Annotated in this window: 11 protein-coding genes and 2 riboswitches; all 11 genes read right to left on the bottom strand. The window is 30.7% G+C overall.

Going from position 1 to position 12507, the window contains the following annotated elements:
• Positions 1 to 14: 14 nt before the first annotated feature.
• Positions 15 to 587, bottom strand: coding sequence for a xanthine phosphoribosyltransferase (locus tag BN899_RS11200; protein WP_042275420.1), 573 nt, complete (start codon positions 585 to 587; stop codon positions 15 to 17).
• Between the two features lie 122 nt (positions 588 to 709).
• Positions 710 to 811: riboswitch (purine riboswitch) on the bottom strand.
• Positions 812 to 876: 65 nt separating this feature from the next.
• Positions 877 to 2019 carry a glycine/sarcosine/betaine reductase complex component C subunit alpha gene (gene grdD / locus BN899_RS11205; protein ID WP_042275423.1) on the bottom strand — a complete coding sequence of 381 codons (1143 nt, stop codon included), beginning with the start codon at positions 2017 to 2019 and terminating at the stop codon, positions 877 to 879.
• A 12-nt stretch (positions 2020 to 2031) separates the two neighbouring features.
• Positions 2032 to 3564: a glycine/sarcosine/betaine reductase complex component C subunit beta gene (gene grdC / locus BN899_RS11210; RefSeq protein WP_042275426.1), complete on the bottom strand. Its 1533-nt coding sequence runs from the start codon at positions 3562 to 3564 to the stop codon at positions 2032 to 2034.
• Between the two features lie 168 nt (positions 3565 to 3732).
• A complete protein-coding gene (gene grdB / locus BN899_RS11220; RefSeq protein WP_081712242.1) occupies positions 3733 to 5082 on the bottom strand; it encodes a glycine reductase complex selenoprotein B in 1350 nt (449 codons plus the stop codon).
• 23 nt (positions 5083 to 5105) lie between these two features.
• Positions 5106 to 5585: a glycine/sarcosine/betaine reductase complex selenoprotein A gene (gene grdA, locus BN899_RS11225; protein ID WP_081712243.1), complete on the bottom strand. Its 480-nt coding sequence runs from the start codon at positions 5583 to 5585 to the stop codon at positions 5106 to 5108.
• 76 nt (positions 5586 to 5661) lie between these two features.
• Positions 5662 to 6948, bottom strand: coding sequence for a glycine/sarcosine/betaine reductase component B subunit (locus BN899_RS11235; protein ID WP_042275437.1), 1287 nt, complete (start codon positions 6946 to 6948; stop codon positions 5662 to 5664).
• A 102-nt stretch (positions 6949 to 7050) separates the two neighbouring features.
• Entirely contained in the window at positions 7051 to 7368 is a 318-nt protein-coding gene (gene trxA / locus BN899_RS11240; RefSeq protein ID WP_042275439.1) for a thioredoxin TrxA, read from the bottom strand.
• A 107-nt stretch (positions 7369 to 7475) separates the two neighbouring features.
• Complete coding sequence (gene trxB / locus BN899_RS11245; protein ID WP_042275441.1) at positions 7476 to 8441, bottom strand: thioredoxin-disulfide reductase; 966 nt, start codon at positions 8439 to 8441, stop codon at positions 7476 to 7478.
• A gap of 101 nt (positions 8442 to 8542) precedes the next feature.
• Positions 8543 to 8914 (bottom strand): GrdX family protein, encoded by a 372-nt coding sequence (locus BN899_RS11250; protein WP_042275443.1) that lies wholly within the window; start codon positions 8912 to 8914, stop codon positions 8543 to 8545.
• 102 nt (positions 8915 to 9016) lie between these two features.
• Positions 9017 to 9123, bottom strand: a riboswitch (glycine riboswitch).
• 146 nt (positions 9124 to 9269) lie between these two features.
• Complete coding sequence (locus tag BN899_RS11255; protein WP_042275445.1) at positions 9270 to 10964, bottom strand: M3 family oligoendopeptidase; 1695 nt, start codon at positions 10962 to 10964, stop codon at positions 9270 to 9272.
• Positions 10965 to 11350: 386 nt separating this feature from the next.
• Positions 11351 to 12160: a collagen-like triple helix repeat-containing protein gene (locus tag BN899_RS19220; protein ID WP_042275447.1), complete on the bottom strand. Its 810-nt coding sequence runs from the start codon at positions 12158 to 12160 to the stop codon at positions 11351 to 11353.
• Positions 12161 to 12507: the final 347 nt, after the last annotated feature.

Consider the following 12507-nt stretch of genomic DNA (forward strand, 5'->3'; position numbering starts at 1 on the left):
GTATAAAGTTTAAATTATCTAAATTTTATAACTCCATTTTCTATTGAATCAAGTATCACTAGCGATTCTAATTTAACACCTTCATTTAATAATAATTCTCTACCGTCTTGGAATCCTTTTTCTATTACAATTCCAACTCCTGCTAAATTTGCTCCAGCTTGATCTACTAAATCTTTAAGACCAAGTGCTGCTCTTCCATTTGCTAAAAAGTCATCTAGAACTAGTATATTTTCGCCTTCATTTAAATATTTTTTAGATACTTTTACGCTGTATTCTTTTCCTTTTGTAAATGAATATACCTTCGTCTCATATACATCTTTATCTAAGTTTTTAGACTCTACTTTCTTTGCAAATACAACTGGTACATTTCCAAAATGTTGAGATGCTATAGATGCTATTGCTATTCCTGAAGCTTCTATAGTAAGTATTTTATCTATTTTATCTTCTTTGAACCTTTCCTTAAATTCTTTTCCTATTTCATTTAAAAAAGCTACGTCTAATTGGTGATTTAAAAAATTATCTACTTTTAATATATCATTTCCTGACACGCGACCTTCTGTTAATATTTTCTTTTGTAATGATTTCATATTTTTTCCCCCTAAAAGTAGTTTATTTATATATTAAGAACAAAAAACTCCTGTCTAAAACAGACAGGAGTTTACTATTTAACATAAAAGTATAGATTTATAGTGTATTATATACTTAAAATTATATTATTAAAAACTCCTGTAGTCAGGCAATTTACGGTAGCCTGGTAGATACATTTGAACCATATCATCAAAAATATACAGGTAAATACATTCAATTATTTCTTATAATTATATATTATACGTTTAGTTTCTTCAACTAATACTTTTATATTTTACTTATTTAGTTTTATTTAGCCGTATATCCAGCTTTTAATAGAGTCTGAACTGCAACTTCTCCTTTAGCTTCATTTACTAAAACTATAGGTCCTGTGCATCCCATTCCACTTTCTGCATACACTCCATTTTTCCATAATTCTTTAACTGCATCTTCTAAATACATTATATCTATACCAGATATTTGAGTTGTAACTACTTGTTTTTCTGGCATATTAACTTCTTCACTAACTTTTACCTCTTTTTTAATAATACTGCTTATCACTTCCTCAAACTTAGAAGCTTTAGCATTTATAAACTCATTTTTCGCAACTTCACTTATATTTCCTTTTACTATATCATAAGCATATTTAAGTGCATTGGAAACTACTGGACTCCCTGATGCTCTTGATAGTATAAGTATTTTTCTATCGTATTCTTCTCCTACTCCTGGTCCATAACCATAACCACTTGCTTCATAGTCCCCTCCTGTTGTAAATGAAGAAAACACCTTCATAAATATATTGCCACTTAAAGTATCACAAACCATAACATCTGGAGCACCTGCTAATAAGTCGTTTCCTCTCATTACACATCCTCCATCTGATCTTATAGAATCTGCAAATTCTATATCATATCCATTATCTCTTAATTGTTTTAAGCATTTTTCAACCTGTCTAGCACCATCAACATTAAGTATACCAATCTTAGGATTTCTTATTCCTATACTTTTAGCAGTTGATACTCCATATATAGCATTTCTAATCATTGATTCTATTCTATTTGTCGCACTAGTTCCTGTTGTCGTTGCTAGTATCATTTCTTTTCCTTTGCCAGGTGTTATTACTCTACCGACTGTAGATACACCTATTGGAAAATTATAGTGCATAGTGACAGCTGCATCTATATATCCACTATCTAATAGCTCTTCCATTTTTGTGTGCATCTCTTTTTCACAATTTACTTCAATCACTTCAAGGTCTGTCTCTACCTTAGGTCCAATTAAAACTATATCAAATAAATTAGACTTGGCTAAATGTGCCCCATTTACCAGATTGTCTACTCCATGTTCACTTCCAAGTGTAGTTAAACCTATTTTTATTTTTTTTCCAAATTCTCCACTTTCTATTGCATTAGCTATTTCTAGAAGAGTTTCACCTATTATCTTTTTAGCCATAGTATTTTCCCCCTATTCTTCTATCATATCTAATGCTAATTTTCTTAGAGACTCTGCTATTATTTTTTTGATTTCTTCCTTAGATACTCCACTAGCTTCCTCAGTTACTCCATTGTTTCTTTCTACTATAAATGATACTCCATCAAATAAATTAGTCATTCTTCCTAAGAATAAACTTCCTTTACCTACTATCATGGCTCTATTTTTATCTCCTGTAGTTAAGTCGTCTATACAGAATCCTATATATGGAACACCTGATGGTATATGCCCTTGAGTTGGAGCCCATCCTGGAAGTCCTTTACTAGATACAAACTCTTTTAACTCTTTCTTTTCCATATCCCCACGCTTAACAGCTAGAGCTCCTATCATTTTATAGTTAGCTTCTGGAACATCTCCTGCTCCTGCTGGTTTTGTTATATCTGGATTTTGCATTTCAACAGAGAATACATCTACATCAGTTATTTTTAAATTTGCTTTATCAAGACCACTTGTTATAAGTGCTGTCATAACAGCTTGAGGTGATGAACCTGTTCCAACATTATGCTTTCCTATTAAATCAGTTCTTATTATTGGGTTTACTCCATCATTTTCAGATACAAGCACTGCAAATCCACCAACTACATCTTCTAATACTGGAAGACCTTTTTTTATATGATCTTTAGCATTCATTCCAAGTTTTGCACTAGCTCCACCTGCAACTACTACTACATTTTTATATACTCCTGATTTAACAAGGGCAGCTGCTTGAATTAAAGCATGAGTTGGAGCTGCGCAGAATCCTCTAGTATCAGACCCTGTCGCATTATTATACCCTGCTATTTCTGCTATGGATTTTGCAAAATTCCCTCCACCTCTTTGGTTTATATCTCCACAAGCTTCTTCTGAGCACTCTATTACATAATCTATATCTAGTGGATTTATATTACTACTTCTTAATAAATGAATTGCTGATATTACTCCTGATGCTTTAACTACTAAGTTTTCAAACATAGTATGAGCATTTAAGTTAACATCTACATCATGAGCCTTTTTTACATATCCTACAAACTTACCTTCATGATATAATCCTTCAGCAACATGATTATCTACTAATTCTTTTCCTTCTTCTATATTATCTCCCTTTAATTTAGCTGCAAATTGTGCTAATTCTGGGTAGTTATTTTCAATTTTAGGTTTTACTTCATTTACAAATTCTTCACTTAACTTTACTAGGTCAAATGCATCACATATTTGCATTAATGCTATAAATTCATCTTGAGGCATTATTTCCCCTAATTTTCCTATTCTATTACCTTCCACTTTTTCGTTGCACCAAGGCATAGATATATTTTTTAATTCCTCTGGTCTGTTGTTTCCTATGTAAACTTGATTTGGAATGTAGTTAAGCACATCTTCATAACTTCTTATATGATTAGTTATTTCTTTTAAAAACTCTGAATCTGGATTTGTAGCTCTCTCAACATTACATGTACTACCATTTTGTACTATCATATCTGGAGTATGAATAAGTACATAGCTCGCACCTTTTAAAACTGGATAAGACATAAATTAGCACCCCCATTAAATTTTACATACATATTCAACACCAAAATAATTAATAGGTTCTGGTGATTATTATATTTCATAAAAAGCTGTCTCAAACAATTGACTTTACATAGTAAAATTTAGTTTAAGACAGCTTTAATATATTACTAATAAATTAATTTATATTATCTAAGCCATTTCCTTAGATTTTAATACTGATGTATCTGGATTTTCAAATACAGTTTGATCTTCTACTTCTGTAGTTAAAGCAACTAAAGCTTTTTCTACTAATCCTCTTCTTAATGCCTTTTCTTCTTTTGGATCAAGATTTGGATTTCCAAGTGGATGAGGTATTGCTATAGTTGGAACTATTCTGTTTGCTCCAACTGTTAAAGATATAGGAACTACTGTACACATATGAACTACAGGAACTTCCATAACTCTTTCTATTTCTTTTACCATCGTTGCACCGCAACGTGTACAAGTACCTCATGTAGAAGTTAATATAACAGCATCTACACCAACAGCTTTTAACTTGTTACCTATTTCATTAGCATAAGCCTTTGCACTTGCAACAGCTGTACCATTACCAACAGTTGCATAGAAAATTTCATGTAATTCTCCTATTATACCTTCTTTTACTAAATCTCTAAGTACATCAACTGGTAAAACTCTGTCTGCATCTAAGTTAGCGTATACTGGGTCGTATCCACCATGTGCAGTTTCATGCGAATCCTCTGTTAAATTTTCAAATCCTTCTAATGAATATTCTCCATACTTAGACGCTGAAGAAGATTCTATCCTATCTGGATTTCCTTTTGGAACTATACCTCCAGAAGTAACTAACGCTATTTTAGCATTTGCTAAATTTTTTATAGCTTTTGCAGGTTGAACTCTATCAAATACTGGCATCGGATACTCAGTAACAAAGTCTTCTCCCTTTATCTTTTTAAGTAACATATCAACCGCTCTTTTTGATCCTCTTTCAGGATGGAAAAAGTTAACTCTTAATCCTCTTTCTATATATCCTTCTTCAGCTGGAGAACCTATTGCTTCTCCATTAGCTAATTTTTGTGCAAACTTAGCCATCTTAGGAAGTGCTTTTCTCATTCCTGCTGCTGAGTCTGATGTTTCTATTATATAAACATCTTTTTTAAACATATCTGCTCCTGGATTTTCTACGTACATTCCAGTAAAGCAAGGTATATTTAAATTTTCTTTAACAACCTTAGTTATAGCTCCTGCAGCAACTCCGTATCTACCAGCATTAAATGCAGGTCCTGCTATGAAAAGTTGTGGTTCAAATTCTTTTATCATTTCTAATACTTCACTACTTGCACTTTCTAAGTTTTCATTGAAGTATGTATCTCCACATACAACTGTACCAACTACTTCCATATTATCCCCTAATAATTTGTTTAGTTGTGTACTTATTGGAGGTAAAGTTTGTGCTACATGTGGCTTAGTATCAGCTTTTTCTTCTCCACCAATTCCTGCGAAGAATTGATTTATATAATGAACTACTCTTAGTTTTTCCATATTTTTCACCCCTTTGAGCTTAATTAATCATTAAACTTACAGAATTGTTCTCTCATGCTAGACATTTCTTCTACTATTTCATCAACCTCAAGTACCATTTCCATCATACTTATTTGCTCATCATATACAGCTTCATCAAATTCTGATTTCATTTCATCTTCTACAACATGGTAAACTCTAAGACCTAATTCAACTCCAGCAAGTGGTCCAGCGAATGTTGGATCTCCAGCTGTTACTGTTTCTGCTGCAAGACCTGCAGCTTCGGCTTCAGATGCACCTAGTAAAACCACTAAGTTTTCAGCTCCGTGTTTTTCACAAGCTTCTTTAACTCTCTTTTGGTTTTCTAAGTCCATAGCCCCAGCAGCCGTTCAGACAAAACATTCTGTTGAAGAAAATATTACTTCTGCTCCTTCTACTGTTTTTACACATTCTTCTATAGCAGGCCCTGGTATACCGTCACGGTCACCTATTATAAGGACCTTTTTATTCGCAAGTATGCTCATATTTATCCCCCTTTTATTTTCAACTTTTACTATTTTATATTCTCAATATTTTTATATATATTTTTTAATTCATGTTTTAGTAAGTTGTTGTAGATAATACTCCAAATCCAGTTTCATTTGTAGCACCAGTTATAACTTGTATTTCAGCTTCTATGCTTCCATCTTCTCTTAAACTTCCAGCAAATCCACCAGCTATAACATCAACAACTTCTATATGACCTATTACTTTATCCATCTTAGGAAGTAGTATTAATTCGTTAGCGTTTCCTCCAGTAACAACAGCATTTGCTCTAACATCTGCATCTGCAAGTGATTGAGATGCTCCATCACGTCCTGCATATTCGTCAGTTACTATAACAGTTTTTATATCTTCCATTTCAATTTTTTTACAGTTCATTATAAGGTCAGTATCTGGATTTCCAAATCCTTCTTGTGAAATTATAACTGCATCTAATCCTAAGTACTTACATAACTTAGCAGTCCAGTTAGAAGATCTTTCTTTATCTGCAAGGTATACGTTTTCATTAGTTACAATTACCCCTACAAAGTTTATTTCTTTACCGTGCTGTTCATATAAATCTTCTACTATAGAATTGTTTATGTGAACATATGAAGGGTTTTTATCACATGCAGAAACACAGTTTCCACTAACTATTGCTCCATCCATAAGCTCTGTTGGATAAAGTAGAGTTGGAACTATTTGTTTTGCATCTACTCCATATACGTATGTGTCATGAAGTAATCCTTGAGTTTGAAGCATATATACATATCCTACTTTTGGAAGTTCTGGATATTCTGCTATAGATTCTAATAATGGCTTAGTTTCATAAGTCTTCACTTCATCAGGTTCTACATTTCTTCCTGCTTCTCCTAAGTATGCAGCTGCTTTAAATCCTATCATTCTAACAGCTTTTTCATGGCCATATTGCTTTAATCCATCTACTGGTTCTGCTATAACTACAACATTATGTAATTTAGAGAATGGACAGTAGTCAGCACCAGGACCTGTCATATCTATTATACCTTCTTGGAATCCTACTATTTTACCTGTAGTTACAACTGCACACCCAGAAAGTGCATGAGTTGTTCCAGTTCCTACAGTATCTACTTTTGATATTATTCCAGGGAATATTCCACCCTCACCATCAACTTTAACTCTTGGCTCTATAACATCTTTTACAGGCGTTATTCTAACACTTTCGCCTGGATGAACTATATCTATATCTATAGATTTTATGTGCTCATCTCCACCAATTTCTTTAAGCATCTCTTCTTTATTAACGTATAAAACTCCATCTTTAACTTCAGTAATTTCACCAAACTGAATGTCTTTTATAAAGATTTTCCCTAACTCAAGACGCATACGTGCACCCCCCAATTTTTACTTATAATAATCTGACTACACTTTATTTATATAGATTTGAGGTTTACTCAAATTTATAGCACCATTAATTAAAACTAATTCTTAAAGATATTTTTTAATCATTTCTTCTATATTAGATCTTGTTGCATCATCTTTTGTCACTTCATCTATTTTAGATCCATCTTTGTATATAGCTATTGTTGGAAGACCTAATACTTTCTCTTTTATAGCTAATCTTCTAGCTTTTGTTGTATCTAACTTACAGAATTTAAAATTATCTGCATATTGATTAGATAATTCTTCAACTTCTGGAAGTAATGCTTTGCATGGTTCACATCCTTCACTCCAGAAATCTACAACTACTATTCCTTCATGTTTTAAAACTTCTTCTTCAAAAGTACTCTTATCTAAAGCTATCATTTTAAATTCCCCCTTAAATTAATTTAATTTTTTATTCTATTTGAGTATATATTGAATTTAAATTACTATTTGTCTAATCATCTAATAAATAGGTATTTAAATTTATACTACATCATAAATTCTTCTAAGTTCCACTCTTTGTTTTCTATATATTTTTCTGCATTTATTGTAGCTATTGCACCATCACTTGTAGCCGTTACAACTTGTCTTAAAGTTTTAACTCTACAATCTCCTGCCGCAAATACACCATCTATATTAGTTCTCATATCTTCATCAGTTATTATATATCCTCTTTTATCCATGTTGATTTTATCTTTGAATAAGTCTGTTTGAGGATTAAGGCCAACAAATACGAATACCCCCATTGTTCCATCTTCTTCATCGGCTTCATATTCCATTGTTTCACCTGTTACAGTGTTTTCAAATACTACTTTTTCTAGTATTCCATCACCATGTAATTCTTTTATAGATGTATTAAACATAAATTCTATATTTGGATTGTCTTTTGCTTTCTCCTCTATAGATTTAGCACATGATAATTCATCTCTTCTATGAACTATTGTTACTTTTCTAGCAAACTTAGTTAAAAACATTCCTTCTTCAACTGCACTATTTCCTCCACCAACTGCAAATACTTCTAAATCGGTAAAGAAATCTCCATCACATGTTGCACAGTATGATACACCTTTTCCAGTAAGTTCTTTTTCACCTGGTGCTCCTAATTTTTTTGGAGTTGCACCAGTTGCTATTATAAGGGCTTTACCTTTGTACTCTCCCTTTTCACCTTTTACTACTTTTATTTCTCCATCTATATCAGCATCAACTATATTATCTTTAACCATCTCAGCACCAAAGCTCTTGCATTGTTCAACCATTCTAGCTATTAACTTTGGTCCACTTGCATCTTCTATAGATCCTGGATAGTTTGCTACATCATGTGTAGTAACTATTTGACCACCTGTTTTTGATTTTTCTATTATAAGTGTCTTAAGCTTTGCTCTAGCTCCATACAGTCCTGAAGAAAGACCTGCTGGGCCTGAACCTATTATAATTAAATCATATAAATTTTCCATTTAACTACCCCCTTTTATATTAAAAAATACCTTAGCAATATCTCTATATTTTTATCTTATATAGTACTATACTGTTTATTAAAAACAATATAATATGTGACTTATATATATTGAATTCTTTGTAAGGTATTGTTTAGGATATCAAAGTCTATAACTTTAAAATCATCTATAACTCTTTCTGTCCAATTTGGAGTATTTTTATTGTTTTGAAATTTACTTGAGGTCAATATTGCTTCTTCTATTAACATTAGTGAATTTGTATCTAGATTTTTTCCTTTTTTCATAATGATACTTCGATATGGCGTTTCATTAGGTTTTACACTTCCGTAAAGTGGATGAGATAAAAGTTCATATCCCTTATGTATTAAGTCTCTGCATTCTTTTAGTATTCCTATGTAGGTAACATCTTTTTGTAAAATCTCTTTATCTTTAATTTCTTGTTTAACAATTGGGTTATTAGTTATTATTACCATGTCTCCCTCTCGCTTTCAAAATTCTGTATTTATTTTTACAACAAAAAACAGAGAAAACAAATTCCCAATTCGTTCTCTCTGTTAATATAATCTTCAGAGGTCCGTCTAGACATAGTATTTTCACCTGAGAATTTCACTTAATTTTATTGGGTTGATAAATTAAGTTTGTCCCTTCGGTCACTTTAAAAGTTGTCTCCCATGTCCTTCATTCGGATATTTAATTTTATATTTTCTCTATTCGTAATATCTATACTATCTAAGCTAAGTATATAATCTTTCTATTTGATTTTCAACATATTTTTTCTAAAATTTTGTATGTTTTTTTAATCTATATTTTTAATTGACAAAAGTTATTTTATAACTTATTATCATCCACTTTTTCTAACCATTTTTTAATACTAAATATAACACTTTCTACACATCCATCTTCAAATGGAGATTTTAAATTTCCTATATCAACAATTTCTAAGAACGATTTCGTTCCACCTACTTTGCATATATCTATATAATCTTGCCATCCTTTATCTTTATCTTCCCTCATTTTTTTCCAAAATTGTAAAGAGCAAATTTGAGCTAATGTATAATCTATATAATAAAAAGGATTTTTGAATATATGGCCTTGCTTAAACCACCATCCACCATTTTCTAAAAACTCACATCCTTCATAGTCCTTATGAGGAAGGTATTTCTTTTCTAAAGTTCTCCAAGTTCGCTTTCTTTCTTCCTTAGTCATATTTGGATTTTCATAAATATAATGCTGGAATTCATCCACTACTATTCCATATGGTATAAATTTAATAGCAGATGATAAGTGAGTAAATTTATACTTTCTCGTATCTTCTTTAAAGAAAAGTTCCATCCATGGCCATGTTATAAACTCCATACTCATAGAATGAATTTCACAACTTTCATAAGTTGGAAAATTTATTTCAGGCATCTCTATCCAAGTTGACATATACAACTGGAATGCATGCCCTGCCTCATGTGTTAATACATCTATATCATCTGCTGTTTGATTAAAGTTTGAGAATATAAACGGAGCTTTATAATCTGGTATATATGTGCAATATCCACCTGCCGCCTTAGATTTTTTAGTTACTAAATCCATAAGCTCATTTTCTAGCATAAAATCAAAAAATTCTCCTGTTTCCTTTGATAACTCAGAATACATCTTTTTCCCATTTTCAATAATATATTCTGAGCTTCCTTTAGGTGTTGCATTCCCACTTAAGAATTCAAAGTTTTCATCAACGTATGTTAATTTTTCTATATTTAACCTATCAGCTTGCCTTTTATATAAATCACTTGCAACTGGAACTATATATTCTAAAACTTGTTTTCTAAAATTCTTAACCATTTGTGCATTATAGTCAGTTCTCATCATTCTTATATATCCTAACTCTACGAAGTTATTAAAGTTAAGCTTTTTTGCAATATTATCCCTTATTTTTACTAATTTATCAAATACTTCATCAAACTTATTTTCATTTTCTTCAAAGTATCCATAGTAAGCCTTTGACGCTTTAATTCTCATATCTCTATCCTTTGATAGCATATACTTACCTAACCCAGATAGATTTTTATCTTTACCTTCAAATATTATCTTAGCCGATGCTAATAGTTTAGTATATTGTGAGCATAATTTATTTTCTTCTTGTAAGTCATTTATTATTTCACTTGAAAATCCTTTTAATGAATATTCTGCTATAGATATAAATTGTCTACCAAAATCATTTTCTATGTCTTTTTTAAACTTAGAGTTTATTATTGATTTATAAAATAGTGAATTTAGCTCTTCATAAAGGGGAGAATATTCATCCCAATAGGCTCTTTCTTTTTCATAAAATTCATCTTCTGTATTTATGCTGTGTCTTATTGATGCTATTGTAGACATTGTTTCTATACTATTTCTTAATTTATTAAGCTTATCTATATTTTCTTTTTGTTCTTTATATGTATTAGATTCATTAATTTTTTTTACGATATTATTGAATTCTTTTTTGTTACTTTCATATATTGGTCTTTCATATTTAAAATCTGAAAACTTCATTTTATTCACTCCTTTTTGATGTTACTTACATTCATATATTAAATTATACAATAATTACATCCTTTTCTGTATATAATGCTTATTTTATTTTTTATAAATTCAACTACTTATCTTGAGCTACTATATCTAAGATTCTCAAAATAATATCAATTATCTATCATGGGTAATGGGCTATATTTTAAAATATAAGTTACTTTTCGTCTATGTAACAGTCTAGTCTAACTTATTCATAAATTTATTAGTATAATTATAAGTTTATTGGTACATGATGGAAATCTATAATTTCTATTTATATAAAATACCCTATAGAATAAATATTTTTATTAATTGCATACTCTATAGGGCATAATTTATTTAGTAAAATTTAAATCTATTCATTGTTTTGATTAATTTTTTTTAGTTAAAGATGCTGATACTATAGAACATAATGGTATAGCTAAGAACTCATTTCCAAATCTGTTGTTGCCTGTATGAGCCCATAAAATACCACTACATATTCCAAATATTTTATCTATATTAACAGTACTATTGGTATTATCTATAATATCTAGACTTATTTCTTTTTCTACTACTTGCTGGCCTGTTGTAATATCTCCTATAAGTTTTTTTAATGCTGTACTTACATCTTCATTACATCCACATTGTGGTGTATCACAATTATAATTACCACTAATTGTAGTTGGTGGGCTAACTGGGAAACTTATTATTATAACATTACATAAAGATACATAAACATTAGTTGATAGTTTTACTACATCTTTATTTGGTTCAAATCCTTCAATTTTGCCTGATATTGTTGTGTTAAAAGAAATTAATGATATACTTTTGCCATCATTAGGTGTTTTTATTGTATCCAATGCATATTTAACTGCATTTTTACAACAACAGTCTCCTGCTGGACCTGCTGGGCCTTTTGGACCTGCTGGACCGTCTGGGCCTGCTGGGCCTTTTGGGCCTGCTGGGCCTGCTGGACCGTCTGGGCCTTTTGGACCTTCTGGGCCTGCTGGGCCTTTTGGACCTGCTGGGCCTTCACAACAAAAACAATCACAACAATGTGAGTATCCACAATAATCGCAATCATGTGAATATCCACAACAATTACAATTATTATACTCACTATTTACATATCTTTTATGACAATTTATTTTATTATCATTATTACCTTTACTAGAGTTATAGTCTTCATATTTATTCATATTATACTCCTACTACAGGATATTTAGAAACTATTATAACTTCCAATAGTTTACTATTAATATAAATATATGATATGTATCTTCATGTTGTTACTTATATTCATGTATTTATTTGTTGAAAAATCGCTCATTTTTTAGATATATACTTGTTATTAGGATTCATTTGATATGCCTTATTATGATATGTTATAGCTTTTTCTATTTTATTCACTCTATAATAACAAATTGTAAGTTGAAAATGCGATTTCAAAACTCAATATTATGGATAAATAAAACCATCGTGATTTTTTATTTTAGTTTATAAATTTGTTATGTATTGATATAATCATTATTAGATAACTGCATTA

Origin of the sequence: Faecalimicrobium dakarense, from assembly GCF_000499525.1 — a bacterium.
Taxonomy (GTDB): domain Bacteria; phylum Bacillota; class Clostridia; order Peptostreptococcales; family Peptostreptococcaceae; genus Faecalimicrobium; species Faecalimicrobium dakarense.

Coding starts and splice junctions, on each gene's coding strand:
- BN899_RS11200 (WP_042275420.1), bottom strand. CDS start 587: ATGAAATCATTACAAAAGAAAATATTAACAGAAGGTCGCGTGTCAGGA.
- grdD (WP_042275423.1), bottom strand. CDS start 2,019: ATGGCTAAAAAGATAATAGGTGAAACTCTTCTAGAAATAGCTAATGCA.
- grdC (WP_042275426.1), bottom strand. CDS start 3,564: ATGTCTTATCCAGTTTTAAAAGGTGCGAGCTATGTACTTATTCATACT.
- BN899_RS11235 (WP_042275437.1), bottom strand. CDS start 6,948: ATGCGTCTTGAGTTAGGGAAAATCTTTATAAAAGACATTCAGTTTGGT.
- trxA (WP_042275439.1), bottom strand. CDS start 7,368: ATGATAGCTTTAGATAAGAGTACTTTTGAAGAAGAAGTTTTAAAACAT.
- trxB (WP_042275441.1), bottom strand. CDS start 8,441: ATGGAAAATTTATATGATTTAATTATAATAGGTTCAGGCCCAGCAGGT.
- BN899_RS11250 (WP_042275443.1), bottom strand. CDS start 8,914: ATGGTAATAATAACTAATAACCCAATTGTTAAACAAGAAATTAAAGAT.
- BN899_RS11255 (WP_042275445.1), bottom strand. CDS start 10,964: ATGAAGTTTTCAGATTTTAAATATGAAAGACCAATATATGAAAGTAAC.
- BN899_RS19220 (WP_042275447.1), bottom strand. CDS start 12,160: ATGAATAAATATGAAGACTATAACTCTAGTAAAGGTAATAATGATAAT.